Below are 26551 nucleotides of genomic sequence, written 5' to 3' on the forward strand. Positions count from 1 at the left end.
AAGTATTTAAGGAATATCGATCATGGCTGCTAAAGAAGTTCTGTTTGGCGATTCCGCCCGTAAAAAAATGCTCAAGGGCGTCAACGTCCTGGCTGACGCAGTAAAAGCGACCCTGGGCCCGAAAGGCCGTAACGTGATCATCGAGAAGAGCTTCGGCGCTCCGACCATCACCAAGGACGGCGTTTCCGTCGCCAAAGAAATCGAACTCGAAGATCGCTTCGAAAACATGGGCGCGCAGCTGGTCAAAGACGTTGCCTCCCGTGCCAATGATGACGCTGGTGACGGTACTACCACCGCTACCGTTCTGGCTCAGTCGATCGTCAACGAAGGCCTGAAAGCCGTCGCTGCCGGCATGAACCCGATGGACCTGAAGCGCGGCATCGACAAGGCGACCATCGCCATCGTCAAAGAGCTGAAAAACCTGTCCAAGCCATGCGCTGACACCAAGGCAATCGCTCAGGTAGGCACCATCTCCGCCAACTCCGACAGCTCCATCGGCGACATCATTGCCGAAGCCATGGAAAAAGTCGGCAAAGAAGGCGTGATCACCGTTGAAGAAGGCACTGGCCTGGAAAACGAACTGTCGGTTGTCGAAGGCATGCAGTTCGACCGTGGCTACCTGTCCCCGTACTTCGTCAACAAGCCAGAGACCATGGTTGCCGAGCTGGACAGCCCGCTGATCCTGCTGGTCGACAAAAAGATCTCGAACATCCGCGAAATGCTGCCAGTGCTGGAAGCCGTTGCCAAAGCCGGCCGTCCACTGCTGATCGTTTCCGAAGACGTTGAAGGCGAAGCCCTGGCGACCCTGGTTGTGAACAACATGCGTGGCATCGTTAAAGTCGCAGCCGTCAAGGCGCCAGGCTTCGGCGACCGTCGCAAGGCCATGCTGCAGGACATCGCTGTTCTGACCGGCGGTACCGTTATCTCCGAAGAGATCGGCCTGAGCCTGGAAGCCGCTACCCTGGAAAACCTTGGTAGCGCCAAGCGTGTGACCATCTCCAAGGAAAACACCATCATCGTTGACGGTGCTGGCGTAGAAGCTGATATCCAGGCGCGAATCACTCAGATCCGTGCCCAGGCAGCTGAAACTTCCTCGGACTACGACCGTGAAAAACTGCAAGAGCGTCTGGCCAAGCTGTCCGGCGGCGTTGCAGTGATCAAGGTTGGCGCTGGTTCCGAAGTTGAAATGAAAGAGAAGAAAGCCCGCGTTGAAGACGCCCTGCACGCAACTCGTGCAGCCGTTGAAGAAGGCGTGGTACCTGGCGGTGGCGTTGCGCTGATCCGCGCTCTGCAAACCCTGAACGACCTGAAAGGCGACAACGCTGACCAGGACGTTGGTATCGCTGTTCTGCGCCGCGCTGTTGAAGCTCCGCTGCGTCAGATCGCTGCCAACAGCGGCGACGAGCCAAGCGTTGTGGTCAACGAAGTCAAGAACGGCAAAGGTAACTTCGGTTACAACGCTGCGACTGGCGAATACGGCGACATGATCGAAATGGGCATCCTGGATCCAACCAAGGTGACTCGTTCCGCTCTGCAAGCGGCATCGTCGATCGGCGGTCTGATCCTGACCACCGAAGCGGCAGTAGCTGATGCGCCGAAGAAAGACGGCGGTGCTGGCGGCGGCATGCCAGACATGGGCGGCATGGGTGGCATGGGCGGCATGATGTAAGCCAGCCTTGTCCCTGTAACGCAAAACCCCGCTGGCGAAAGTCAGCGGGGTTTTTTATTGCCCAAATTTCAGCTTCACACATAACCCCTGTAGGAGTGAGCCTGCTCGCGATAGCGGTATTTCATTCAACATGATTGCGACTGACACACCGCTATCGCGAGCAGGCTCACTCCTACATTGGATTTGTGTTTCAGGCGCTGACGGGGTGTGCTTTGGCGACGACTTCAGCCTTCACCGCCGGGCGATACAGCACCCAGTAATACGACCCCAGACAAATCAGCCAGCAGAAAATCGCCGTCCACACGTTGTGCGAAAAGAAGTGCGCGCCCTGCATCATCCGGCTGATCGAAAACACCGAACCCAATGCAAAGGCAAAGATGAATGCTTGACGGGCCAGACGCGGACGGCGATCGCGCAAGACAAAAAACAGCGCAAAAAGAGTGAACCCCGTTGCCGCATGACCACCCGGCCAGCAACGGCCTGGCTTATCGGTCTGCGGGCGATGCTCCATCAACTTGCTATAGGTTTCATGACCACCGAATTGTTCCAGACTCCACGGGCATTGCACCGCAGTTACCGCTTTCACCGGGGTAACGAACGAAGTGGCAAGGCCCAGCGACAGTACCAGACAGCCCAGTTCGCGCTTGAACGGTTTCAGTCTGCCGACGAAGAACGATCCGATGAAACCGAGGATGGCAAACACCGAGAAAACAATGACCACCTGTTTGGCGCGGTCATGCAGGATGTCCTCGAGGAAGTAACTGTGCCGCCCGATAAAATCGCCGGCAACTGGGTCGTAGAACAGGCGGGCCAGATCCATGTCCAGGTCGGTCAGTTCCAGCACTACCAGAATGATCGCCGCGAAGGTGGGGATTCCCAGGCATAACCAAAAATTCAGTGGCCTGGAAACGGGGCGGGCAGAAGTCGACGCCATGGGCAATTCCTTGGTCGGTAAGTATGTTCTGAGGAGCGCAACCGCGCGGAGTCTGCGCGTGCTGGCGTCGCCGATTTGTTAACCGAAAGTGAAAAAATCGTTGGCATGCGCAATGAGCGTTTTTATCGCTAAACAACCCGACACACGCCTAGCCCTGAGCCACACTTGGCCGTAAGCTGCGCGGGCCAAGACGGCCGTTACCCCGTACGGAGGAGGTGCCCATGCGAATTCTGCTGGTCGAAGACAACCGCGACATCCTGGCCAATCTGGCCGATTATCTGGGCCTCAAAGGCTATACCGTCGATTGCGCCCAAGACGGTCTGTCAGGCCTGCATCTGGCCGCCACCGAACATTACGACCTGATCGTCCTCGATATCATGCTGCCCGGGATCGACGGCTACACCCTGTGCAAACGCCTGCGTGAAGATGCCCGCCGCGACACGCCGGTGATCATGCTCACCGCTCGTGATCAGCTCGATGATCGTCTGCAGGGGTTCAAGTCCGGGGCTGATGATTATCTGATTAAGCCATTTGCCTTGTCCGAACTTGCCGCGCGGGTCGAAGCGGTAATGCGCCGCGCCCAAGGCGGTGGCCGTCGGGCGCTGCAGGTCGCCGATCTGAGCTACGACCTCGACACGCTGGAAGTGACCCGAGAAGGCAAATTGCTCAAGCTCAACCCGGTCGGCCTCAAGTTGCTGGCAGTGTTGATGCAGAAGAGCCCGCACGTGCTGCGTCGGGAAATTCTCGAAGAGGCGTTGTGGGGCGATGATTGCCCGGACAGCGACAGCCTGCGCAGCCACGTCCACCAATTGCGTCAGGTAATCGACAAACCGTTCACCAAACCATTGCTGCACACCGTGCACGGCGTGGGTTACCGGCTGGCCGATGTGTAATGGAGTTTAAGCAAAGCCTATCCCAGCGGATCATTATTGCCTTTGCCTTGATGAGCGCATTGGTGGCCGGAGCCTTTGCGATGGGTATTGTCGCGACCGTGCACTTGGTAGAAGAAAAACTGATTTCAGCGGGGCTGGGTGGCGATTTACAGCGCCTGCTGCTGATGGACAACGTTTCTGATTGGAGCCATCGTCCGGAACCGGATCAGTTGTTCTATTTCAGCGGTGGGCCGGGCGATTTCGAGTTGCCCAAAGACCTGCGCCACCTCGATTCAGGTTTCCATGAAGTGTTTCGCGAGCAGCTGTCGTATCACGCGATGGTCGAAATCGTTGACGGTCGACGTTACGTATTGCTGCAGGATCAAAGCGATTTTGAAGAGCGCGAGCGCGTGCTGTTTGCCGTGGTGCTGGTGGGGTTCGTGCTCAGCCTGGCACTGGCGGTGTTCCTCGGCTGGGTGCTCGCGCGCAAAGTGATGGCACCGGTTGTGAGACTGGCAAGGCAGGTGCGTCACCGCGATCAGTTACTCGGCCTGGCACCACCGCTGGCACCGGATTATGCGGCTGACGAAGTGGGTGAGCTGGCGGTGGCATTCGACGCCACGTTGGGGCGCCTGCGTCAGGCGCTGACGCGTGAAAGATTATTTACCAGCGATGTCAGTCACGAGTTGCGAACGCCATTGATGGTGCTGGCCAGCTCCTGCGAACTGCTGATGGAAAACCCTGGGATCGACCAGCGCGGTCGTTCGCAGGTCGAGCGTATTGCCCGCGCCAGTGAAGAAATGCGTGAGTTGGTGCAGACCTTCCTGATGCTGGCGCGTGCCCAGCACGAAGATGCCGGCATGGCGCTGCAGCAGGACCTTTCGCAAGTTGCCGAGAGTCTGTTGTGTCTGTGGCGCGGGCCGATCGAGAGCAAGGGCCTGAAACTGATCTTCGAACCTGGCAGTCCATCAGACATTCGCTACAACGCGACCCTGTTGAATGCCGTGATGGGCAACCTGTTGCGCAACGCGCTGCATTACACCGAAAGCGGCTTCATTCGTCTGACACTCACTACCAATGGCTTCGCGGTGGAAGACTCCGGCGTCGGCATTCCGGAAGAAAAGCGCGAAGCCATGTTCGAGCCCTTCGTACGTGGCAGCGAAAAGCGCGGCGAGGGCCTGGGGCTGGGGTTATCGCTGGTGCAGCGGATCTGTGAGAACCAGGGCTGGACCGTCAGTTTGAGCACGATGGAACCCAATGGCTGCCGCTTCGAGGTGGATCTGGGCAAAATCTGACGCAGGGGGTGGCGCAAGGCTACTCCCTCTTACCTGTCTGAATCCTGTATAACGCTGTAATAATTTGTCTATTTACCGGACATTTTTTTCACAAATGGATGACCTGACGCTGACACGCCGCTCCTTAAGGTGGTGACATCAGCAATTCAGGAGTCCAGGTGATGGCCGGTCCGATCAAACTCGATTTTTCCGAAAAGTACGACGATCAACATGCGCAGAAATACCTGCGCAAGCACAAAGAAAGCCTTGGACGTCGTCTCTCCCACTGGCGTGACGAACAGATGGCCCGCAAGGCGCTGACGTCGGTGGGTGAGCCGGGACTGGTGCTGGATCTGCCTTGCGGTGCCGGGCGTTTCTGGCCCCTGTTGGGCGAAAAGGCCAATCGGGTGATTATCGGCGCGGACAATTCCGAGTCGATGATCAAGACGGCCATGCAGTCGCAACCGGCCGATGTGGTGAAACGGGTACAACCCTTGCACACATCTGCCTTCGACATTGCCTTGCCTGACAACGCCGTCGACAGCATTTTCTGCATGCGTCTGCTCCACCATATCGGTGAAGCCGAGCATCGCCGGGCGATTCTGCGCGAATTCGAGCGTGTCACCCGTGACAGTGTGATCGTTTCGCTGTGGGTTGATGGCAATTTCAAAGCCTGGAAACGCCAGCGAGCCGAGCGCAACCGTGACAAACGCGAGTATCAGAATCGCTTTGTGTTACCGGCCGCTACGGTGGAAAAGGAATTCGAGGAAGCAGGTTTTCGGATTCAGGAACAACTGGACTTTATTCCGCTCTACGCCATGTGGCGGGTTTACGTATTACGCAAGAGGTAAGAGGATGGCAGTGCAATTGGCAGCAGAAACGGAAGTCGCTTCGCAAGATCGCTTTGACTATTACTGGAACCAGCGCGGTGAGTGGGTGGAAGAACCCAATGTTCGACGCGGTGGCGAAAGTGGTGTGCAAAGGGTCGTGGGGCGCGATGGTCAACTGCTGTACGCCAAGCGCCAGACGGGTCATATCTATCGCAGCTGGTTGCACCCTTTCGGCCGGCCTACGGTTTTGCGCGAGCTGGATGCGCTGACCGGCGTCAGCAAGCTCGGTGTGCGCGTGCCAGAAATCGTTTTCTGCGGCGCCCAGCCTGATCCTCAACACAAATGGCGCGCGCTGCTGGTGACCAAGTCCCTGGACGGTTTCCAGGAACTGGAACACTGGCTGGCGGCTGCCGGCGGTCGCGATCAATGTGGCGATGTGGTTTATGAGCGCGTGCTCAAGGACCTCGCCGAGAACCTGGCGCGCATGCACAAGGGTCGTTGGCAGCACAGCTGCATCTACATCAAACACGTGTTTGTGCGCGTGACGGGCGAAGGTGAGTCGGCCAATGTCGAAGTCGCTTTGATCGATCTGGAGAAGTGCCGCCAGCGTCTGACCGCCTATCGTGCAGCCTCCCACGATATGAAGCAATTGCGCCGCCATTCGTCGTTCCGCGACGCGGACTGGAAAAAACTCGTCTACTTTTATGAGACGGCGTTTGGCAGCGCTATCAAAGGTTTATAGCGATGAAACTAGAAATTGCACGAGGTTTGTTTTTGGTTGGAGCCTTGGCAGTTGCGTCATTGGCGGTGGCTGCCTGGGAGCAGCCTCGCATGCAGGTGGTTGGCGCGTCCGTAGACGACGCCCACTGCGCCGTCCCACGGGTGGCGAAAGCCGCCGTGGCGACCAAACCCGATCATGATTTATTGCTGTTCATGTTCGGACTTTCTCAAGGGATGAGGCCGCAGAGTTGAAACGATTGAAGCCCACATAAAAGGCCTCGCAGATGCGAGGCCTTTTTTTATGCCTGGAGCAACACACATCCCTTGTAGGAGTGAGCCTGCTCGCGATAGCGGTGTGTCATTCAAATCATTATTAACTGACATACCGCTATCGCGAGCAGGCTCACTCCTACAGGGGTTACGCGGTTGGTTTAGGCTCGGGTTTCGCCAGCAGGGTGTAAACACACGGCAGGACGAACAGCGTAAACAATGTGCCAATCGACATCCCCGTGGCAATCACCATGCCGATATCGAAGCGGCTGACCGCACCGGCACCCGTGGCCAGAATTAACGGCACCATGCCAAACACCATCGCCGCCGTGGTCATCAGCACCGGCCGCAAGCGAATCGCCGCCGCTTCCTCAACGGCTTCACGCGCCGTCAGGCCTTTGTCCTTGCGCAACTGGTTGGCGAACTCGACGATCAGGATTCCGTGTTTACTGATCAGGCCGATCAGCGTAACCAACCCGACCTGGGTGTAGATGTTCATGCTCGACCAGCCGAGAAACAACGGAATCAGCGCCCCGCAGATCGACAACGGCACCGTCACCAGAATCACCAGCGGATCGCGGAAGCTCTCGAACTGCGCCGCCAGCACCAGAAAGATAATCGCCAGGGCCAAGGCAAACGTCACCCACAACGCGCTGCCTTCCTGAACGAACTGGCGTGAGGCGCCGCCATAGTCGAAGGCAAACCCGGCCGGTGCTTCTTCGCGGGCAATCTGCAACACCGTGTCGATGGCTTCGCCCATGCTGACCAACGGGAAACCGGAAATCTTCGCCGCGTTGAGCTGCTGAAACTGATTGAGCTGACGCGGTCGCGCGCGGTCGCTGACCTTGATCAGCGTCGACAGTGGCAGCAGCTCACCCTGGGTGTTCTTCACGTAGTAATTGTTCAGCCAGTCCGGGTTATCACGATACGGCCGTTCGACCTGAGCAATCACCTTGTAGCTGCGGCCTTCGATGGTGAAACGGTTGATTTCCGCCTCGCCCAACAGCGTCGCCAGCGTGCCACCGAGGTCCAGCATCGACACGCCCATCTGCGCCGCTTTGGCGCGGTCGATATCGACCACAACCTCGGGTTTGTCGAACGCCAGATCGAGGTCGACGAAGGCGAACTTGCCCGATTCCATCGCGCGTTTCTTGATCCGGTCGGCGACTTGCAACAACAGCTCGTAATCGTTGGCGGTATTGACCACAAACTCGAACGGCAAGCCTTCACCGGTGCCGGGCAAGGAGGGCAGGTTGAAACCGAAGATCTGCAAACCCGGGATACGTTCGAGTTTGCCTTGCACCTCGGGGAGGATTTGCATCTGTGTGCGGCTGCGTTCGTTCCACGGCTTGAGCAGGAAGCCGCCGATGCCCGCCTGCACGCCGTTGTAGCCGTTGATCTGGAACGAGGAGTAGTACTCCGGGAATTCCTTGAAGATCTTGATGAACTCGTCGGTGTAGGTGCTCAGATAATCAAGGTTGGTCGGCTGCGGCGCAGTGGCCATCATGAAAATGATGCCCTGATCTTCGTCCGGGGCCAGCTCCGATTTGGTGAACTTGAGGAACACCGGGATCAGGCACAACACGATCACGGCGAATACCAGCACCACCGGCCGTGTGTTCAGCGTTCCATGCAGCATGCTTTGATAGCGGCGCTTGAGGCCTTCGAAGATACGGTCGAGGCGGTGTGCCAAGCCACTGGGGTTTTCCTCGTGACGCAGCAAAAACGCGCACATCATTGGCGACAGGGTCAGGGCGACGATGCCGGAAATTACCACCGCGCCGGCCAGGGTCAGGGCAAACTCCTTGAACAGCGCCCCGGTCAACCCGGTGAGGAAACCGATCGGCGCATACACCGCCGCCAGGGTGATGGTCATCGAGACCACCGGCATGGCGATTTCCCGTGCGCCTTCCAGCGCTGCATCGAACGGTGTCTTGCCTTCCTCGATGTGCCGGTGGATGTTCTCCACCACGACAATCGCATCGTCGACCACCAGACCGATGGCCAGCACCATCGCCAGCAGCGTCAGCAGGTTCATCGAGTAGCCCATCATCTGCATGAAGAACATCACGCCGATCATCGACAGCGGAATGGTCACCACGGGGATTACTACCGAGCGCAGTGCGCCGAGGAACAGGAACACCACAACAATCACTATCAGCACCGCTTCGAACAGGGTTTTCACCACTTCGTCGATCGAGGCCTGAATAAACAATGTGGCGTCGTAAGCGATCTCGCTCTTGAGGTTCGGCGGCAGTTGCGCTTCCAGCTCGGGCATCAGCTTGCGCACTTCCTTTATCACGTCCAGCGGGTTGGCGCCCGGGGTGGCCTTGATGCCGATATACACCGACGGCGTGCCACCGAACGAGCTGATCGAATCGTAGTTTTCCGCGCCCATTTCCACCCGCGCGACATCGCTGAGCAGCACGCGGCTGTCACCACTGACCTTGAGCGGAATCGCCGCAAAAGCTTCGGCGGATTTAAGCTCGGTGTTGGCATTGATGCTGGTGACCACGTACTGGCCTTTCACTTCGCCGGCGGCGGAGAGGAAGTTGTACTGGCGCACGGCGTTGGTCACGTCGGCGGCGCTGAGGCCAAAACCGGCGAGCTTCACCGGGTCGAGCCACAGGCGCATGGCGAACACCTGATTGCCGAGAATCTCCGCCTCGGCCATGCCCGGCAGGGTGGCCAGTTTTGGCTGGATCACCCGTGACAGGTAATCGGTGATCTGCGGGTTGCTCAAATCCTTGCTGAAGAAGCTGATGTACATCAGCGCCGAAGCGTCGGCCGATTCCTTGCTCAGCACCGGGTCTTCGGCGTCCTGCGGCAGCTTGTTTTTCACCTCGTTGGCCTTGGCCAGCAGTTCGGTGAACAAGCGGTCGGTATTGGAGCCGATGCGTGCGTAGATCGAGATCACCGAGAAGTTCTGCCGGCTGACCGAGGTCATGTAGTCGATGCCCTCGGCGCTCGCCAGACTTTGCTGCATTGGCTGGGTGATGTAGCCCTGAATGGTTTCGGCGTTGGCCCCGGGGTAAGCGGTGGTCACCGTGATCAGGGCGTTTTCCATTTGCGGGTATTGGCGCAGCGGCAACTTGCTCCAGGCCTGAAAGCCGAGCAACACAATCAATAGACTGACCACGGTGGCGAGCACCGGGCGGCGGATGAACGGATCAGTAAAAGCCATGGGGATTCCTTGATCAGTCGGCGCGAGGCGGACTGTTCTGCTCGCCGAGGGTCTTGTCGTCGCTGATGGCAATTTGTGCGCCGTTGTCCAGTTTGATCTGGCCGGCCGTCACCACTTGTTCGCCGCTCTGCACGCCCTTGTTGATCATTACCAGGCCATCACGGCGTTCACCGGTTTCGATGAAGCGGCGTTCGGCGATCAGCACCGGTTGGCCCTTGTCATCCTTTTCGACGCTGCCGTCCTCGGCTTTCTTCTGCCCGACCACGTAGATCGAGTTGCCGTAGAGGGTGTAGGTGATCGCGCTTTCCGGCACGACGATGTGTTTTTGCGGATCGGGCAGCAGCACTTCAAGGCTGGCAAACATGCCCGGCAGCAGTTTGCCATCGGGGTTGGCCAGGGTGGCGCGCACCAGAATATTGCGTGTGCTGCTTTCGACGATCGGGTTGATCGCGCTGATCTTGCCCGGGTAGGTCTGGCCGGGGTAGGCGGCAGCCGAGATATTCACCGGTTGGCCGATGGCCAGCTTCGGGATCGATTGCTCGGGCACGTAGAAGTCGGCGTAGAGGCTGCTCAAATCCTGCAGGGTAGCGATTTTGGTGCCGCTGGCGAGGTAGTCGCCAATGTCGACCTGGCGGATGCCGATGGTGCCGCTGAACGGCGCGAGAATGCGCTTTTTCGCCAGCGCTGCGTTGAGCTGATTGACCGTGGCTCGCTCCTTTTGCAGAACAGCCGAGAGCCGGTCGTATTCACCTTTGGAAATGGCGCGACTGTCGATCAGTTGGCTGCCACGACCGAAGTCCAGTTGCGCCAGGCCCAGGTCGGCCTTGGCGGTCTCCAGCAGTGCTGCTTCGACGGCGCTGTCGAGTTGCAGCAGCGGTTGCCCGGCCTTGACCTTTTGTCCTGATTCGAATTTGAGTTCGGTGACAGTGCCGGCGACCTCAAGACTCAGGTCGACGCCTTGCAGCGCCTTGAGGCTGCCGACGGTGGGCAGGCGCATCTGCCACGGGCGTTCGGAGGCGTTGGCCACGGCGACGCTGATCGGCGGTTTCGGCTTGGAAAAGCCCTGGATCATGGTGTAGATCGAAAAGGCCTTGTACCCGCCCAGCACCAGGACGATCAACAAAACAACACCCAACATGATCAGCATGCGGCGACGCAGCATATTTCCAGTTCCTTGGATAAATCAGGTGAGACAGGCGGGCACATTACTCCGAGTACAGGGGGGATTCCAACTGGCAGTTCTTACAGGGTGGCGCAAAAAGATCGCAGCCTGCGGCAGCTCCTACAGGGGAGTGCATTCCAATGTAGGAGCTGCCGCAGGCTGCGATCTTTTAAGGCTGTTTTATGCCATCAGATGAAGATGGTTGTCCCAGAGCCCCGCCGGCAATTCCAGCGGCTTGGCCAACAGCTCATCCTGACGGCAATCGTAGTACCGGCAACGTCCTTGCCCGGAGGTCACGACAAAACCGTCCTTCACCGCACCGACACCGGCGCAATCGGGCAACGGCGCATCGAGGCGCACTTCGCCGCTGTCCAGATCCCAGATAAAGAAGCGATTGCCACGCGGAGCTGTCAGTGCGACCAGACGCAAATCGCTGTGCACCGCAACACTGGCGGTGTAATGCCCCATCGACTGCAACTGATGCTCCGGCACCGGGAACGCCACGAACGGCTGCCCCGGACGCTTGATCGCCAGCAGCTCCGAACGCTCATGCGAGGCGCCCATGAACTGCTGACCGGCAACGATGGTGCCATCGCTGGCGATGCCCAGATGGCGCACGCTGTTCATCTGCTGGGCGAGGGTTTCCTTGCTCAGCAGAGTGCCGTCACGTTGCATCAAGACCAGGCTCGGCTCCATGGCGTTGAGGTTCATGTCGACGCGGCTTTCCGCCTCAGTACGAATCCCGCCGTTGGCCACCACCAGCGTCTCCCCATCGGGCATCCATGACACCTGATGCGGGCCGAGGCCGTGGGTGGAAATCTCGCCGCTATGCACCAGCCGTTCGCCTTCGAACTTGTACACACCGAGCAAACCACGGCCAGGATCGGTCGTGTCGTTCTCGGTGGCGTACAGGTATTCGCCGTCCTTGTGCACCACGGCGTGGCCGTAGAAGTGCCGGTTCGGCTGCGACGTCACCGTCTGCAGCAACGTGCCGTCGCGCAGATCGATCAGGTAACTTTCGGTGCCCGGGCGACGTGCGACGAACAGCGCGATCGGCTGCGTCGGGTGGTTGATGATGTCGTGGCAACGCTGGCCGACTTCGGTGGCGAACACCCGCGTGCCATCCAGACGATAGCCGACGGCGTAATGCTTGCCGTCGGTGTCGTCGCGCGCCGACAGCAACAGCGGGCTCTGATCCTTGCGTTTGAACAGCGTCCAGCCGCCCAGCGTCACTGCTCCCAGCAGTGCACTACCTAAAGTCAGAACCTGACGTCGCAGCATGGCCGTTGCCCTCATCAGTCACCGTCGTTGGCGTTGAAGCCCAGTTGGATGCCCAGCGCCTTGGCCAGTTCACCTTCGTGCAGGCGATGGACGACGTTGAGGCTGTCGTAGATGTCGTTGAGTTGCTGACGACCGGCGTCGTCTTCGAGCATTTCGCCGAGCGAACGCTGAGTGCTGTCGAACAGTTTCAGCGAAGCGGCGTAGGCAGCGTCGATCTTGTCCGCCAGTGGCTTCTGCTCAGCCGGCAACAGACCGCGCAGGCCTTTGTTGTCGACGCCTTCCCACACGGCTTTGGCGGCGGCGAGGCTGGCTTCCAGCGCGGTCAGGGACGACTGGCTACGCCATGCATCGGCCTGGAACGGCTGTGGCACGCCCTTGCTCTGGCGGCCCATTGGCGTGCCGAGTTTTTTCTTCAGGGTGTCCAGCGCGGTGACCTGCACGCGCAGCAGATCGGCGATCGCTTCGTGGGAGTCGGCGTAGCGCTGGTTGGGGAACTTGGTCATCTGCGCGAGCATGCCGTCGGTGTTGTTCCAGTTCTGCAGAATCTCTTCGGCCAGTTGCTTCTGACGCTCGCCGATGGCGATCAGCAGCGGGCAGTACTTGGCTTTCTGCTCGGCGTTGGCCACGTCAGGCTTGGCGTCGAACAGGATGTATTCGTAAGCCGACAGGCCTTGAACGACGACGCTCGATTTGGCCAGTGCGGCGGCATCAATCTGCGGCTGCGCGACGACCAACTGCTCGACCTGACGGCCGACGAGGTTTTTCTTGTCCGGCCAGAACTGCACCTGCCACGAACGGTTGCCCTCGGCCAGCGGACCGATCAGCAGCGGTTGCAGCTCGGCCCAGGCTTTCTGTGCGTGGAGGAAGTCGGCGCGGGCGGTTTCCAGGGTTTCTTTGCCCTGACAGTAGGCGAGGGCGCTGACGGCCAGTTGCTTGTCGGCCTCGACCCAACGGGTGTAGGTCGGCAGGATCACCGATTTGGCGATGGCTGCCGAGGTGACCGCTTGCGGATCCTGTGGCGAGCAGGCGCCGAGGGCGAGTGCGGCAAGGCTGGTGAACAGTAGCTTGGGACGGAACATGTCGGGCTCCCGATTCTTTATCAGTGTTTAAAGTGAGTTCAAAAACGCCAGCAACGCAGCGCGCTGCTCGGCATTGAAAGACAAAACCTGTTGCTGCGCGGCTTGCGCTTCGCCGCCGTGCCAGAGCACCGCTTCAAGCAGATTGCGCGCGCGACCGTCATGCAAAAACTGTGTGTGGCCACTGACCGCTTGCGTCAGGCCAATCCCCCACAACGGCGGCGTGCGCCAGTCGCGGCCGGAGGCCTGGAATTCCGTGCGGTGGTCGGCCAGACCGTCGCCCATGTCATGCAGCAGCAGATCGCTGTACGGGCGAATAACCTGATTGGCCAGTTCAGGTTCGGCGGCGTTGGCGGCGGTGGTGTATTTCGGCGTGTGGCAGGAATCGCAGCCAGCCTGGAAAAACAGGTTTTTGCCAGCGATGACGTCTGCATCGTTAACGCCACGGCGTGCCGGCACGGCGAGGTTGCGGCTATAGAACAACACCAGACGCAGGATGTTGTCGCTGACTTCCGGTTCGCCGTCCGGGCCATTGCCGTTTGGCGCCTGTTTGCAGGCGGTTTGCGCGTCGGTGCAGTCATCAAAGGGTCTCAAGCTCGTCGTAAGACCCATATCACCCGAAAACGCGTGAACATTTTGTTGATTGAGGTTCGGTTGCCCGGCTTTCCAGCCAAATCGGCCCATGACGGTTTTCTGCAAGGCGTCATCCCAGACCTGATTGGGGCGGCCATTGATGCCGTTTTTCGCTTTGGCCTGTGCGGCGGCATTGGCAAGGATGGCTTCTTCGGGGATCGCTTCGAGCAGGCCCAGGCCAATCATCGGCGGCGCGACGCGGGCGGAAAAACGCGTGTCCGGGTGCATCGGGCCGTAGCCGAGCTGGGTGATCTGCAAGACCGGTTTGCGTAGTTCGATTTCGGTGCCGTCCTTGAAACGAATCGGCACTGGCGTGTAGTCAACGCGGACTTTGCCTTCCGGCACGACACCGGGCACCGCCATGTCCTGGAACTGGCCGCCATAGACCGGCTCCGGCACTACGCCGACTTGCTCAATGAGCTTGGCGAATTTCGGCGCATCAGGGATCGACAGGCGCACCAGCATCGATACCGCGTTGGCGGCATCCGGCGTTGGCGGATGGCCGCGACCGTCCTTGATGTGGCAGTTCTGGCAGGCGTTGGTGTTGAACAGCGGGCCGAGACCATCGCGCGCAGTGGTGGTCGACGGTGCGATCACCCATGGGCTGCGGAAGAAACTGTTGCCGACACTGAAATCCACCCGCCGCGACGGTGGCAGATTCGCCGAAGGCAACGAGAACGCATTCTGATCAGTCTTGCGCACGGTCGCTGCACCGCCCGAACGGGCTTCACCGGGCTCGGCCTTGGTGAAACGCGGGGCGTCATCGCAGGCACTCAGGCCCAGGGCCAGCAACAGTGCGGACAAGCGAAGAGGCAGCGAGGGCATCAGACATCCTGCGGACGGGCAAAAATAAAGGCGCAAAGTCTAACAGGGCCGGGATGATTGAATAAGAGGAATTATCGTTTGCTTGATACAGCGCAAATCTGAAGAGCAATGCAAAACCCCTGTAGGAGTGAGCCTGCTCGCGATAGCGGAGTGTCAGTCGACTAACTTCTGGCTGACACTCCGCTATCGCGAGCAGGCTCACTCCTACAAAGGTTTGTGTACGGCAGGTATGAAAAAGGCGACCCGAAGGTCGCCTTTTTTGACGCAGACGCGGTTGATCAGAACTCGTGATCAGCGTTGTCCGGGTTCAGATCACTGATGCCCAGTTTGCCGGCAGCGGCTTCGATCGAACCGGTCTGCTTGACCAGCGAGGCGATGGCGTCGCGAACGATCTGGTTGCCAGCGGTGTTGCCCGCCGCGATCAACTGGTCGTAGTGCTCACCCTTGTTGGCGTGATCAACCATGACCTGGATCTTGGCTTCAGTTGCAGCCAGATCGGCTTTCAGTGCGGTGTCGGCAGCCGGGTCAGCCTTGGCCACCAGCGACGACAGGCTGGCGCCGGTCATTTTGCTGCCGTCAACACGGGTGTACTCGCCCAGGTAAACGTTTCGAATGCCTTTGGCATCGTAGAAGTGCGAGTTGTGCGTGTTGTCGCTGAAGCAGTCCTGCTCGTCTTCAGGGGAGTTGGCTTCCAGGGAAACCTTCATGCGCTCGCCCGCCAGTTCGCCCAGCGACAGGCTGCCCATGCCGAAGAGCATTTTGCGCAGACCGGTTTCGCCCGGCTCGGCTTCCAGAGTGGCGCGGTAGTTGTCAGCCACGTTCGGCTTCCAGTTGCCGACCATTTCTTCGAGGTCGCTGACCAGCAGTTGGGTCACGGATTTCAGGTAGGCACGACGACGATCGTTGTGACCGCCAGTGGCGCCGGCGCCTTCCAGGTAGTCGGAGGCCGGACGGTTGCCAGCGCCAGGGCCGGTGCCGTTCAGATCCTGGCCCCAGAGCAGGAATTCGATCGCGTGGTAGCCGGTGGCGACGTTGGCTTCGGAACCGCCCAGCTCGTTGAGGCTGGCGAGTTTTTCCGCGGTGATGTCTTTGACGTCGACCTTGTCTTCGCCGACCTGGACTTCGCTGTTGGCGATGATGTTGGCGGTGGCGCCCGGGTTACCCAGTGCGTGCTCGTAGGATTTGTCGACGTAGTCGATCAGACCCTCGTCCAGTGGCCAGGCGTTAACCTGACCTTCCCAATCGTCGATGATGGTGTTGCCGAAGCGGAACACTTCACTCTGCAGGTACGGAACGCGCGCGGCGACCCAGGCGGCCTTGGCGGCTTTCAGGGTGTCGGCGTTCGGCTTGGCGAGGAAAGCGTCGACGGCGGTCTGCAGGGTTTTCGCGGTGGATTCGGCATCGCTGTAAACGGCGAAGACCATGTCGGCGTAGTGCGCGACCACAGCCTTGGCGGCGGCTTCGTCGACTTTACCGGCAGCGGCAGGAGCAGCCGCAGGTGCGGCGGTGCTGGCGGCTGGCGTCGGTGCGGCCGGAGCGGCGGCCTTGTCTTTGCCTTCGCCGCAACCGGCGAGGGAAATAGCGATGGCCAGCAGACTGGCGGTAGCCAGAGGCATACGAATCATGGCGAACATCCTGCTTCGATAGTTGAGTGGACTCGCGCTGGGGGTGCGCAAAACTGCGACATAATGCAAATCTTTCGCATTATGTGTAAAGGGTTGTGGCTGGAAATATTTCTTATTTACGTCGGTGTGATGGCACAGATCAAAAGATCGCAGCCACGTTGCACTCGACAGGTCCTACAGGGGAATGCGATTCATGTAGGAGCTGCCGCAGGCTGCGATCTTTTGACTTTTAGAGAATGGCCGCGTTAGTGCGTTGTGCCTGTTTGAGATAGGCGCCCAGTTCCCGGGCCGGCAGCGGCTTGCTGTAGTGGTAGCCCTGACCTTCGTGGCAGCCTTCGGAAATGATGTAGCTTTCCTGCTCGGCGGTTTCCACGCCCTCGGCGATCACCTGCATGCCGAGGCTCTTGCCCAGTTGAATGATCGCGCGAACGATGGTCGCATCGTCGTCGTCATCGAGCAGATCCTGGACGAAGCTCTTGTCGATCTTGATCTTGTCCAGCGGCAGGCTTTTCAGATAGCTCAGTGACGAATACCCGGTGCCGAAGTCATCGATGGCGATCAGCGCGCCGGAGCGGCGCAGGCTGAGCAAGTGCTGCGCGGCGGTGCTGATGTCCTCCATCAGGCCGGTTTCGGTGACTTCCAGTTCCAGGCTGCGCGGCGGCAGGCGGTACATCTGCAGCAGGTTATTGACCACGCGCGGCAATTCGGCGTGGTGCAACTGCACCGTTGACAGGTTGACCGCCATACGCAGGTCGGCGAAACCCATATCGTGCCATTCGCGCAATTGCTTGCAGGCCTGATCGAGCACCCATTCGCCAATGGCGATGATCGTGCCGTTCTGCTCGGCCAGCGGAATGAACAGGTCCGGCGGCACCAGACCGTGTTCCGGATGCTGCCAGCGAATCAGCGCTTCGACGCCGACCACGCGGTGATCGCGATAGCTGATCTGCGGTTGATAGACGAGATAGAACTGATCGCGCAACAGCGCATCACGCAGGTCTTTTTCCAGTTCACGACGACGGCGCATCTCGCTGTCGACACTGGCGATGTAGAACTGATAACGGTTGCGCGAGCGGGTCTTGGCCAGGGTCATGGTCTGCTCGGCTTTTTGCAACAGCTTTTCGGTGCTGTCGCCGTCCTCCGGGAACAGGGTGATGCCGATGGTCGCGCGCAGGCGGATTTCCTGATGGTCGAGGGCGAACGCCGCCTCCAGATCATCAAGGATGCTTTGTGCCAGTTCCGCCGCTTCGTAAGGTTGTTCGATGTCGGCTTGCACCAGCGCAAACTGGTCGCCGCCCAAGCGGGCGAGGGCGCCGAGGCGGCCGCTGTGGGCACGCAAGCGATCGGCCAGAGCCAGCAACAATTGGTCGCCGGTCTGGTAGCTGAATTGCTCGTTGATGCCTTTGAAATCATCCAGTCCCACGCACAACACCGCGACCCGACGTTGCAGCTTGCCGGCGTCGACCAGAATCTTGTCCAGTTGCTGCTGTAATTGCTGGCGGTTCGGCAGGCCGGTGAGGAAGTCGTACTGGGCCATTCGCAACAAGCTGTTTTCGGCTTCGTGGCGCAGATGGGTGTTGCGCTCGATCGACTCAAGTAACTGATTGGCGGTGTTGATCCAGATTCCCAGTTCGTTTTTTTCGTGGCCCTTGAGCTGCGGAATCTTGTGCTCGCTGGGGCGATCCGGGTTGATCTCGGTGAGGTGTTCGATGATCCGCGACAACGGTTTGGTCAGCAGCCAGTGATAAACCAGATACAGCACCAGACCCATGGCCAGTGCGCGCAAAACCCCGGAAATGAAGATGATCACCGAACTGACGATAAAGCCCTCGCCATAAGTGGCGGTATCGAGGGTGATGCTCAGATCGCCGTAATACTCGCTGTACGGCCCACGTCCCACCAATTGCGTGGTGAAGGTGCGTTCCTGGCCGAGGATCAGGTCAGTCAGCCAGCGGCTGTTGGACTGCTGCAGGTCGCGGGATTTCTGCGCGAGCATGGCTTCGTTGGGATGGCCGATTGAGGCCTGGCGCACGGCATCGTCCTGGAACAGGCCTTCGATCACCTGCATGCCCATCTCCCTGTCGAGGCTGTAGACAGCCTGGGTCGAGGGATCGCGGAACATGTCGAGGATTCGTTCGGCGTCGCCGGCAACAGCCTGGCGGGTTTTGTAGGCATCGAAAACGATCTGCGCGCAGCTCAAGACTACGCCTACGATCAATGCCGACAGGAGCACGACCCGGAGCAACTTCACCGACAAGCTGTTCTTGAGTTCCAGCTTCAAAGGTTTATTCCTTGTTCCGTGCGGGTAGCGTCAAGTTGCCATGAGTATTGGCAATCCCGTGTTGGCAGTCAAAGGGACAATCAGACCGGGGATGATTTGCCCGTGGCCTTGGCCGAAATGCTGCTGATTGGAGTATTAGCCCTATTTGTACTGTGTCGGTAGTTTCGGCCTTCAACTTGAGCGGTTCGCAGCATTTTTTCGTCTTTTTGATGGTAGCCCGCTGTGGCACGGCAGCAAGCAGCGGTAGACGGCTTTCAGGGTGAGAAAAACGCTATTTAAACGCAGGCATAAAAAACCCGGCAAAAGCCGGGTTTTTTGACTGGCGCGCAGCTTAAGCGGTGAAGGTTTTGCCTTCGAACTGCTCAGCAACGAACTTCCAGTTGACCAGGTTCCAGAACGCTTCGACATACTTAGGACGAACGTTGCGGTAGTCGATGTAGTAAGCGTGTTCCCAGACGTCGCAGGTCAGCAGCGGGGTGTCGCCGCTGGTCAGCGGGTTGCCGGCGCCGATGGTGCTGGCCAGGGCCAGGGAACCGTCAGCCTTTTTCACCAGCCAGCCCCAGCCGGAACCGAAGGTGCCGATCGAGGTTTTGCTGAACTCTTCCTTGAACTTGTCGAACGAACCGAAGGCTGCGTTGATGGCTTCAGCCAGCGCGCCGGTTGGTTGACCGCCGGCGTTTGGCGCCAGGCAGTTCCAGTAGAAAGTGTGGTTCCAGACCTGAGCGGCGTTGTTGAAGATACCGCCCGAGGAAGTCTTGACGATTTCTTCCAGGGTCTTGCCTTCGAACTCGGTGCCTGGCACCAGGTTGTTCAGGTTCACGACATAGGTGTTGTGGTGCTTGTCGTGGTGGTATTCCAGGGTTTCCTTGGAAATGTGCGGCTGCAGGGCATCGTGTGCGTAAGGCAGCGGCGGCAATTCGAAAGCCATGATGATTCTCCTAATCAGGTCTGTTGCGGTGAGCGCAAGGCCGATCACGGGCGGCCAGAAATGCACCGGCGAGTTTTTACTCTTTGCGGCGCAGGGTTTCGATCATAGCACCGGGGTTGCGGCATAACCACGCAACAACTGTGTGGGATAGAGGTTCAAGGGGATGCCCTCACTAAATGACGGATCGCGTTGGAGCTGTGATCGTGCCAAGCAAGGCGCGGGACGAAGAGGATGCTTTTTGCCTCTTGGAGTCCCGCAACGCCGCTTGGCACGATCACAGCTCCAACCCGAAGGGCCGCCGCCCCGTCATTTAGTGAGGGCATCCCCTTAGCTGTTTGGAATAAATCAGCTGGCGAAAATCAATTGCCCGGCCACGGTAAACATCATCAACGCCACCACCAGATCGAGAATCCGCCAAGTGCTCGGACGCGCCAGCCATGGCGCCAACCACGCAGCGCCCAATGCCAACGTGAAAAACCACAGCAACGAAGCGCTCGCCGCGCCCACTACATAAGCGCCCGGCACCGATTGCTGCGCGCCGAGAGAGCCGATCAGCAACACCGTATCCAGATAAACGTGCGGATTGAGCAGCGTCACGGCCAAAGCGCTGAGCATCACCGCCCGCAGTGAGCGCACAGTCTGGTTCTCGCCCTGACCCAGGCTCTGTTTCGAACAGGCCCGGCGCAGCGCCTGGCTGCCGTACCAGATCAGAAACGTCGCGCCGCCCCAACGGGCAATCGCCAGCAGCGTCGGGTTCTGCGCCAGAATCGTCGCCAGCCCGAATACCCCGGCCGCCACCAGCAGGGCATCGCACACCACGCACAGCGCCGCCACCGGCAGGTGATGTTCACGACGCAGGCTCTGCGCCAATACAAACGCGTTCTGCGTGCCGATCGCCATGATCAGTCCGAACGCCACCAGCAGGCCGTTCACATAGCTTTGCCACATAAGATTCACTCCCCGTTGGCTGCGAGATCGCGCAGCACTTGCATGGCGTGTTCGGCGTCGGCCTGACCGACGAACAAATGGTCGTGGTAATAGCCGGCAATCACGTTGCAACTGATCCCGGCTTTACCCAATGCCGTGGCAAACGCGGCGGTGAGGCCCACCGCTTCCAGCGCCGAATGCACATTCAGAGTTATCCACGCCGCGACATAGTCGAAGCTGAAACCGGCCTGTTCGGCGTCGGTACGTTCGACAATCACGGTCAGGCCTTCCTGCTCGCGGAAGCTACCGACAACCTCCAGACCGCTCGGCAACACACCGTCGCGCAGGGTACAGAACACGTATTCACCAGCGTTGAGTTGCGGACTCATGCTGCGCAATAGAGTCGAGAGTGAAGTTTCGCCAGCCATAAGTGTGTTCCTTGATAAAGAGTGCTTGCTGGCTATTCTCCGGGCGAAACCTGTATAAGAAAAACCAATAGTGCTGATCGCTCATTAGGAAAACTGATGTTCGACTATAAATTGCTTTCTGCTTTGGCCGCCGTGGTCGAGCAGGCCGGATTCGAACGGGCCGCGCAGGTGCTTGGGTTGTCACAGTCGGCGATTTCGCAGCGGATCAAACTGCTGGAGGCGCGGGTCGGGCAACCGGTGCTGGTGCGCGGTACGCCGCCATCGCCGACCGAGATTGGCCGGCGACTGCTCAACCATGTGCAGCAGGTGCGTTTGCTTGAGCGCGACTTGCAGACGCTGGTGCCCGCGCTGGACGAAGAGGGCCTGCCGGAACGTCTGCGCATCGCCTTGAATGCCGACAGCCTCGCCACCTGGTGGGCTGAAGCTGTAGGCGATTTCTGTGCTGAACAACATTTGCTGCTCGATCTGATTGTCGAAGATCAGACGGTCGGCCTCAAACGCATGCGCGCCGGCGAAGTGGCCGCGTGCCTTTGCGCCAGCGAACGACCGGTGGCCGGCGCGCGCAGTGTGTTGCTCGGGGCGATGCGTTATCGCGCGCTGGCCAGCCCGGCGTTCATTGATCGGCATTTCCCCGACGGCGTACGCGCAGAGCAATTGCCGCGCACCCCGGCGCTAGTGTTCGGCCCGGATGATTTCCTCCAGCATCGCTATCTCGCCTCGCTGGGTGTCGATGGTGGATTCGAACACCACTTATGCCCGTCCTCGGAGGGTTTTATCCGCCTCACCGAAGCCGGACTCGGCTGGGGCCTGGTGCCGGAACTGCAAGTGCGCGATCAACTGCAACGCGGGTTATTGCGGGAACTGTTGCCAGATAAACCGATCGACGTGCCGTTGTACTGGCATCATTGGCGCAATGGCGGTCAGTTGCTGGGCTTGCTGACCGAGCAATTGGTGCGTTCATCGGCGCAATGGCTGGTGCCTTTAAAACAGCCATGAGCGTCAAGCTGCAAGCGGCAAGTCAAGCGCTGCGCACCGTTTTAAACTTGCAGCTAGAGGCTTGATGCTCGCAGCTGCTTTTTTGTTGGAGTTTTGCATGAAAATTCTGGTCACCGGCGCAAGCGGCTTCATTGGCGGGCGCTTTGCGCGTTTCGCCCTGGAGCAGGGCCTGGACGTGCGGGTCAACGGTCGCCGGGCCGAGAGCGTCGAACATCTGGTGCGCCGTGGTGCCGAGTTTGTCCCCGGCGATCTGACCGATCCCGACCTGGTACGCGAACTGTGTTCCGACGTCGAAGCCGTGGTGCACTGCGCTGGGGCTGTCGGGCTGTGGGGCCGATATCAGGACTTTCACCAAGGCAACGTACAGGTCACCGAAAACGTCGTCGAAGCCTGCCTGAAGCAGCGCGTCCGGCGATTGGTGCATCTGTCGTCGCCGTCGATCTACTTCGATGGCCGTGATCACCTCAATCTGACCGAAGAGCAAGTGCCCAAGCGCTTCAAACATCACTACGCCGCGACCAAGTACCTGGCCGAGCAAAAGGTCTTCGGCGCGCAGGAATTCGGCCTCGAAACCATCGCCCTGCGCCCGCGTTTCGTCACCGGCGCCGGCGACATGAGCATCTTCCCGCGCCTGCTTAACATGCAGCGCAAGGGCCGGCTGGCGATCATCGGCAATGGCCTGAACAAGGTCGATTTCACCAGTGTGCAGAACCTCAACGAAGCAATGCTCAGCAGCTTGCTGGCCGCCGGTTCCGCGCTGGGCAAGGCCTACAACATCAGCAATGGCACACCGGTACCGTTGTGGGATGTGGTCAATTACGTGATGCGCAAGATGGAAGTGCCGCAGGTCACCAAGTACCGTTCGTATGGTCTGGCCTATAGCGTTGCGGCGCTCAACGAAGGGGCGTGCAAGCTCTGGCCCGGGCGTCCGGAGCCAACCCTGTCGCGCCTGGGCATGCAGGTAATGAAAAAAAATTTCACCCTCGACATCAGCCGCGCCCGGCATTATCTGGACTACGATCCGAAAGTCAGCCTGTGGTCGGCGCTGGATGAGTTCTGCGCGTGGTGGAAAGCTCAGGACATCCGTTGAAACGATTCGGCCGGGCGGCAATGAACCGTGTAGCCGCTTGGGGGTCAATCCCTGCGGCTGCGGCGGTTATACTTCGCAGCATTTAGCCATCACCGCGTTTCACAAAGGTTGCCTCAATGTCCATGCGTAATGATGCCCACGACGATTTCGATGATGTCCCGAGCTTGCGTGCCGACACCTTCGACGACGATGACATTCCGACCACCGCCCGCACCTCCGTACACTCGCGCACGCCGCCGGTGGTCAAGGTCAAAGCCGCGAGCACCGGGCCATTGTGGGCCTTGGTCGGTGCGCTGTTCTTCGCCTTCGTCGGTCTGGCCTGGTGGAGTTTCCAGCAGATCTCGTTGATGGAGCAGCAACTGGTCGCGACTCAGGAAAGCTTCGCGCGAATCAGCGAAGAAGCGGCCGGACGCCTGCAGGACATTTCCGGCAAGGTCGTCGCCAGTCAGTCCAACGTCACCAGTGACAGCGAGGCCCTGAAGCTGCAAATCAAACAGCTCGAAGGCAAGCTGCTCGATCAGAGCAAACAGCAGCAAGGCGTAGCAGGGCAGGCCAGTGATCTGGACAAGCGACTGGCGCAGATGACTGCGCAGACCACCGAACAGCAGAACGCCAATACCCAGTTGCAGGCGCAGGTCAAAGCCTTGACTGCGGAATTGGCGACGGTGAAAAGCACGCCGGCCGACACCAGCAAGGTCGACGCGCAGTTGAAAGCATTCGATGCGCAGTTCAAAAGCCTCGGCGCTGATATTGCTGCACTGAAAAAGCAGGGCAATCCGAGCGCGGCGATCGATCGTCTCGAACAGGAAATCGTTGTACTCAAAAGCGAGCAGGACAACCGCCCGGCGGCTCCTCAGGGTGGCGGCAATACCGCTGAGTTCGATGCCTTCCGTGGGCAGATGACCCGCAACATCAACACCCTTCAGGCGCAGATTCAGAATTTGCAGCAGCAGATCAATTCCCGCCCATAAGCTTTGTTGATCAGTGCAGGGGATTCTGTAATCCCCTGCATCATTCTGAATACTCGTACATCACCCCAAGCCGTCTACGCTCTTGAAACACCAACAAGAACGAGGGATGCGCTATGGGGTTTTTGCATAAAGTGGCCTGGCTCGGCGTGATGTTACTGGCCGGTTTCGGCCAGGCCAGCGCCGCCACGACCGCCAAGGATGACAGCCAGGCCGCCATCGCCTTGCTGGAAAAAGCCTTGGCCTATTACCACGACAACGGTGACAAGGCGTTCGCCGCGTTCAGCCGCCAGGGCGAGTTCGTCGACAAGGATCGCTATGTGTTCGTGGTCGATACCAAAGGCGTGATGCTCGCCAGCGGCGGGCCTTCCTCGGCTTTGATCGGCCGTGATGTCAGTGAGGTGCTCGGCCCTGATTTGCAGAAAACCTTCAAGGACGCTTTGAAAGTGCCGGAAGGCAATGGCATCCAGCAGGCTGAATACCGTTGGCAGAACTGGTCCGATGGCAAGGTCGAGCGCAAGCATGTGTTTTATCAACGCATCGGCCAGCGAATTCTGGCGGTCGGTTATTACTTGCCGCGAGCCTCGGCCGAACAGGCCAAGGCATTGCTCGACAAAGCGGCGACTGATCTGGGCAAAGACGAGAAGGGCACGTTGACGGCGATCAATTCGCTCAAGGGCGGTTACTTACAGGATGACTTGTACGTGTTTGTGGTCGACCTGAACACCCAGCGTTACGTTGCCCACGGCACCAATCTGCGCTTGATCAACACCGACTTCGGTAAGGTCAAGGATCCGGAAGGCAAACCGGTGGGCGAGCCGATTCTGGCGCTGATCGGCAAGCAGGATGAGGGCGAATATGAATATCGCTGGAAAAACCCGGTGACCGGCAAGGTCGAGGACAAGCATGCTTACCTGAAGAAGGCCGGGCATTTCCTCGTTGCGGTGGGTTACTACAGCCCATGAAGATCAAAAGATCGCAGCCTTCGGCAGCTCCTACAGGGTTATGCATGCGCATGTAGGAGTTGCCGAAGGCTGCGATCTTTTGCGGTTATTTGGCGCCGTGCTCGCGCCCGCGCAGCAGGTTGTTAGGCATCGCAATCGCCGCTGCCAACCCGAGCAACGATACCGCCGCACTCACCCACAACAGATGCCGGAACGTCACCAGCAACTCCGCACGCAAGGCGTTCTGCGCATCACCCGGCGCGGCGTTCAGACCATCCAGCAAGACGTTACCCGAATGACCTTCGCTCATCAGCGAACTGCTGGCCAGATGGGCGAAACTTGAATCCTGCAGCAACGCCAGTAACAGCGCCGACATCAACGCCACACCCACTGCGCCGCCCAGAGAGCGAAACAGGTTGGTAGTGCTGGTCGCTACACCGATGTCGCGTTGTTCCACCGAATTCTGGGTGCCGACCAACGAGGTTGGAAACTGCATGCCGCTGGAAATACCGCAGAGCAGCATGAACAGACCACTGACCAGCGTCGCCTCGGGCGGGCTGGACGCCATACCGAGAATCGCGATCGGCATCAGCAGAGCGCCGGTCAGAATCTGTGGTTTGTAACGCCCGGTGATCGACGTACGTCGGCCAGCGAAAAATGCACCAATCGGCAGTCCCATCGCCAACGGCAGCAAGTGCAGGGCGGCGCTGTCAGCACCGGCACCGGTGACGGTCTGAAAGCGCAGCGGCATCAGCACAATCAGCGAAATCGCCTGGAAACTGGTGAAGAAAATCGTGCACCAGCACAGCAGGGCGTTGCGGTTGGCGAACAGGTGCATCGGCAGCAATGGCTCACGGGCACGCCGCTCGTGCCAGACAAACAGCGCCAGCACCACCACCGCACAAGCGAACAAACCGAGGACTTCAGCGCTGCGCCACGAATGACCCTGGCCGACCTGAGTAATGCCCAATAGCAGCGCGGTCAGGCCGATGATCATCAACATTGTGCCGAGGTAGTCGATGACCGGTTTGCGTTGCGGAATCGGCAAGCCGCGCAGATTGCGTCGCGCCACCCAATACGCGCCAAGTCCCAGCGGCAGGTTGATCAGAAATACCCAGCGCCAAGACAGATATTCGGTCATGTACCCGCCAAGCACCGGACCGGCAACGCTGGCCACCGCGTACATGCTGCTGAAGTAACCCTGATAACGCCCGCGTTCACGCGGCGGCACGATGTCGCCGATGATCGCCTGACTTACCGAAATCATCCCGCCGGCGCCGATGCCCTGAAGGATCCGCGCCAGCACCAGTTGCTCCATGCTTTGTGCCATGCCGCAAAACAGGGAGGCGAGGGTGAACACGCCCATGCCGAACAGCATCAATTTGCGCCGCCCGTACAAGTCGCCGAGCTTGCCGTAGATCGGCACCGCCACGGTCATCGCGACCATGTACCCGGAAATTACCCAGGCCAGCAGGCTTACGTCCTTGAACTGCGCAGAAATGGCCGGCATCGACACGGCGACGATGGTCTGGTCGAGCGCGCCGAGAAAGATCGCCATCATCAGCGCGACCAGCACGCTGCGAATGGCCGGTTTGGGCGTTTCAGGCTGATTGAGATTGGTCACGGGCAAAACC

At 59.4% G+C, this 26551-nt stretch carries 22 protein-coding genes; 10 read left to right on the forward strand and 12 right to left on the reverse strand.

Translation table 11 applies throughout. The features are described 5' to 3' along the window. Positions 1–22 precede the first annotated feature (22 nt). Positions 23–1669, forward strand: a complete 1647-nt coding sequence (gene groL, locus ACI514_RS01700) for a chaperonin GroEL (RefSeq protein ID WP_016986670.1) — start codon at positions 23–25, stop codon at positions 1667–1669. 190 nt (positions 1670–1859) lie between these two features. On the opposite strand, the gene ACI514_RS01705 is transcribed toward groL, so the two are convergent. Continuing rightward, the gene (locus ACI514_RS01705; RefSeq protein ID WP_405122970.1) at positions 1860–2603 is read right to left on the reverse strand and encodes a phosphatase PAP2 family protein; all 744 of its coding nucleotides are present in this window, start codon (positions 2601–2603) and stop codon (positions 1860–1862) included. Between the two features lie 221 nt (positions 2604–2824). Between ACI514_RS01705 and colR the strand changes: the two genes are divergently transcribed. The 5 genes from colR (at position 2825) to ACI514_RS01730 (ending at position 6551) form a co-directional block, all read left to right on the forward strand. Beyond that, the gene (colR, locus tag ACI514_RS01710) at positions 2825–3496 is read left to right on the forward strand and encodes a two-component system response regulator ColR (RefSeq protein ID WP_160059230.1); all 672 of its coding nucleotides are present in this window, start codon (positions 2825–2827) and stop codon (positions 3494–3496) included. After that, positions 3496–4770, forward strand: a complete 1275-nt coding sequence (locus ACI514_RS01715) for a HAMP domain-containing sensor histidine kinase (protein ID WP_160059229.1) — start codon at positions 3496–3498, stop codon at positions 4768–4770. Before colR ends, ACI514_RS01715 begins: the two co-directional genes overlap by 1 nt. Positions 4771–4931: 161 nt before the next feature. Continuing rightward, positions 4932–5600 (forward strand): class I SAM-dependent methyltransferase, encoded by a 669-nt coding sequence (locus ACI514_RS01720; RefSeq protein ID WP_160059228.1) that lies wholly within the window; start codon positions 4932–4934, stop codon positions 5598–5600. 4 nt (positions 5601–5604) lie between these two features. Next, entirely contained in the window at positions 5605–6321 is a 717-nt protein-coding gene (locus tag ACI514_RS01725) for a lipopolysaccharide kinase InaA family protein (protein WP_160059227.1), read from the forward strand. Between the two features lie 2 nt (positions 6322–6323). Next, positions 6324–6551 (forward strand): hypothetical protein, encoded by a 228-nt coding sequence (locus ACI514_RS01730; RefSeq protein ID WP_016986677.1) that lies wholly within the window; start codon positions 6324–6326, stop codon positions 6549–6551. A 166-nt stretch (positions 6552–6717) separates the two neighbouring features. Here ACI514_RS01730 and ACI514_RS01735 read toward each other — a convergent pair whose 3' ends face one another. The 10 genes from ACI514_RS01735 to ACI514_RS01780 all read right to left on the reverse strand — a co-directional run bounded on the left by ACI514_RS01735 (position 6718) and on the right by ACI514_RS01780 (position 20919). Then, a complete protein-coding gene (locus ACI514_RS01735; protein WP_405122971.1) occupies positions 6718–9753 on the reverse strand; it encodes a multidrug efflux RND transporter permease subunit in 3036 nt (1011 codons plus the stop codon). Between the two features lie 13 nt (positions 9754–9766). Next, complete coding sequence (locus tag ACI514_RS01740) at positions 9767–10915, reverse strand: efflux RND transporter periplasmic adaptor subunit (protein WP_405122972.1); 1149 nt, start codon at positions 10913–10915, stop codon at positions 9767–9769. Between the two features lie 180 nt (positions 10916–11095). Beyond that, positions 11096–12196 (reverse strand): DUF1513 domain-containing protein, encoded by a 1101-nt coding sequence (locus tag ACI514_RS01745; protein ID WP_405122973.1) that lies wholly within the window; start codon positions 12194–12196, stop codon positions 11096–11098. Between the two features lie 14 nt (positions 12197–12210). Then, positions 12211–13275, reverse strand: coding sequence for an imelysin family protein (locus ACI514_RS01750; protein WP_405122974.1), 1065 nt, complete (start codon positions 13273–13275; stop codon positions 12211–12213). A 27-nt stretch (positions 13276–13302) separates the two neighbouring features. After that, entirely contained in the window at positions 13303–14730 is a 1428-nt protein-coding gene (locus tag ACI514_RS01755; protein ID WP_405122975.1) for a di-heme oxidoredictase family protein, read from the reverse strand. A gap of 278 nt (positions 14731–15008) precedes the next feature. Beyond that, positions 15009–16355 carry an imelysin family protein gene (locus ACI514_RS01760; protein WP_405122976.1) on the reverse strand — a complete coding sequence of 449 codons (1347 nt, stop codon included), beginning with the start codon at positions 16353–16355 and terminating at the stop codon, positions 15009–15011. Positions 16356–16584: 229 nt separating this feature from the next. Continuing rightward, positions 16585–18636, reverse strand: coding sequence for a bifunctional diguanylate cyclase/phosphodiesterase (locus tag ACI514_RS01765; RefSeq protein ID WP_077574345.1), 2052 nt, complete (start codon positions 18634–18636; stop codon positions 16585–16587). A 331-nt stretch (positions 18637–18967) separates the two neighbouring features. Further along, complete coding sequence (locus tag ACI514_RS01770; protein WP_007918933.1) at positions 18968–19564, reverse strand: superoxide dismutase; 597 nt, start codon at positions 19562–19564, stop codon at positions 18968–18970. Positions 19565–19909: 345 nt separating this feature from the next. Further along, positions 19910–20512 carry a LysE/ArgO family amino acid transporter gene (locus ACI514_RS01775; RefSeq protein ID WP_077574344.1) on the reverse strand — a complete coding sequence of 201 codons (603 nt, stop codon included), beginning with the start codon at positions 20510–20512 and terminating at the stop codon, positions 19910–19912. A gap of 5 nt (positions 20513–20517) precedes the next feature. Then, positions 20518–20919: an ACT domain-containing protein gene (locus ACI514_RS01780; RefSeq protein WP_160059221.1), complete on the reverse strand. Its 402-nt coding sequence runs from the start codon at positions 20917–20919 to the stop codon at positions 20518–20520. Between the two features lie 96 nt (positions 20920–21015). On the opposite strand from ACI514_RS01780, the gene ACI514_RS01785 reads away from it, so the two are divergent. The 4 genes from ACI514_RS01785 (at position 21016) to ACI514_RS01800 (ending at position 24938) form a co-directional block, all read left to right on the forward strand. Continuing rightward, positions 21016–21915: a LysR family transcriptional regulator ArgP gene (locus ACI514_RS01785; protein WP_160059220.1), complete on the forward strand. Its 900-nt coding sequence runs from the start codon at positions 21016–21018 to the stop codon at positions 21913–21915. A gap of 97 nt (positions 21916–22012) precedes the next feature. After that, on the forward strand, positions 22013–23005 hold the full coding sequence (locus ACI514_RS01790) for an NAD(P)-dependent oxidoreductase (RefSeq protein WP_160059219.1): 993 nt from the start codon (positions 22013–22015) through the stop codon (positions 23003–23005). Between the two features lie 116 nt (positions 23006–23121). Beyond that, positions 23122–23976: an ATPase gene (locus tag ACI514_RS01795; RefSeq protein ID WP_093430545.1), complete on the forward strand. Its 855-nt coding sequence runs from the start codon at positions 23122–23124 to the stop codon at positions 23974–23976. A 113-nt stretch (positions 23977–24089) separates the two neighbouring features. After that, complete coding sequence (locus ACI514_RS01800) at positions 24090–24938, forward strand: cache domain-containing protein (RefSeq protein ID WP_405122977.1); 849 nt, start codon at positions 24090–24092, stop codon at positions 24936–24938. A gap of 85 nt (positions 24939–25023) precedes the next feature. On the opposite strand, the gene ACI514_RS01805 is transcribed toward ACI514_RS01800, so the two are convergent. Next, a complete protein-coding gene (locus tag ACI514_RS01805; RefSeq protein ID WP_405122978.1) occupies positions 25024–26541 on the reverse strand; it encodes an MDR family MFS transporter in 1518 nt (505 codons plus the stop codon). Positions 26542–26551 lie beyond the last annotated feature (10 nt).

This window comes from Pseudomonas sp. M20 (assembly GCF_045037865.1).
Lineage (GTDB): Bacteria > Pseudomonadota > Gammaproteobacteria > Pseudomonadales > Pseudomonadaceae > Aquipseudomonas.

Excerpts from the sequence above, each read along its gene's own strand:
- groL (WP_016986670.1), top strand. The coding sequence starts at position 23 with ATGGCTGCTAAAGAAGTTCTGTTTGGCGATTCCGCCCGTAAAAAAATG.
- ACI514_RS01705 (WP_405122970.1), bottom strand. The coding sequence starts at position 2,603 with ATGGCGTCGACTTCTGCCCGCCCCGTTTCCAGGCCACTGAATTTTTGG.
- colR (WP_160059230.1), top strand. The coding sequence starts at position 2,825 with ATGCGAATTCTGCTGGTCGAAGACAACCGCGACATCCTGGCCAATCTG.
- ACI514_RS01715 (WP_160059229.1), top strand. The coding sequence starts at position 3,496 with ATGGAGTTTAAGCAAAGCCTATCCCAGCGGATCATTATTGCCTTTGCC.
- ACI514_RS01720 (WP_160059228.1), top strand. The coding sequence starts at position 4,932 with ATGGCCGGTCCGATCAAACTCGATTTTTCCGAAAAGTACGACGATCAA.
- ACI514_RS01725 (WP_160059227.1), top strand. The coding sequence starts at position 5,605 with ATGGCAGTGCAATTGGCAGCAGAAACGGAAGTCGCTTCGCAAGATCGC.
- ACI514_RS01730 (WP_016986677.1), top strand. The coding sequence starts at position 6,324 with ATGAAACTAGAAATTGCACGAGGTTTGTTTTTGGTTGGAGCCTTGGCA.
- ACI514_RS01735 (WP_405122971.1), bottom strand. The coding sequence starts at position 9,753 with ATGGCTTTTACTGATCCGTTCATCCGCCGCCCGGTGCTCGCCACCGTG.
- ACI514_RS01740 (WP_405122972.1), bottom strand. The coding sequence starts at position 10,915 with ATGCTGCGTCGCCGCATGCTGATCATGTTGGGTGTTGTTTTGTTGATC.
- ACI514_RS01745 (WP_405122973.1), bottom strand. The coding sequence starts at position 12,196 with ATGCTGCGACGTCAGGTTCTGACTTTAGGTAGTGCACTGCTGGGAGCA.
- ACI514_RS01750 (WP_405122974.1), bottom strand. The coding sequence starts at position 13,275 with ATGTTCCGTCCCAAGCTACTGTTCACCAGCCTTGCCGCACTCGCCCTC.
- ACI514_RS01755 (WP_405122975.1), bottom strand. The coding sequence starts at position 14,730 with ATGCCCTCGCTGCCTCTTCGCTTGTCCGCACTGTTGCTGGCCCTGGGC.
- ACI514_RS01760 (WP_405122976.1), bottom strand. The coding sequence starts at position 16,355 with ATGATTCGTATGCCTCTGGCTACCGCCAGTCTGCTGGCCATCGCTATT.
- ACI514_RS01770 (WP_007918933.1), bottom strand. The coding sequence starts at position 19,564 with ATGGCTTTCGAATTGCCGCCGCTGCCTTACGCACACGATGCCCTGCAG.
- ACI514_RS01775 (WP_077574344.1), bottom strand. The coding sequence starts at position 20,512 with ATGTGGCAAAGCTATGTGAACGGCCTGCTGGTGGCGTTCGGACTGATC.
- ACI514_RS01780 (WP_160059221.1), bottom strand. The coding sequence starts at position 20,919 with ATGGCTGGCGAAACTTCACTCTCGACTCTATTGCGCAGCATGAGTCCG.
- ACI514_RS01785 (WP_160059220.1), top strand. The coding sequence starts at position 21,016 with ATGTTCGACTATAAATTGCTTTCTGCTTTGGCCGCCGTGGTCGAGCAG.
- ACI514_RS01790 (WP_160059219.1), top strand. The coding sequence starts at position 22,013 with ATGAAAATTCTGGTCACCGGCGCAAGCGGCTTCATTGGCGGGCGCTTT.
- ACI514_RS01795 (WP_093430545.1), top strand. The coding sequence starts at position 23,122 with ATGTCCATGCGTAATGATGCCCACGACGATTTCGATGATGTCCCGAGC.
- ACI514_RS01800 (WP_405122977.1), top strand. The coding sequence starts at position 24,090 with ATGGGGTTTTTGCATAAAGTGGCCTGGCTCGGCGTGATGTTACTGGCC.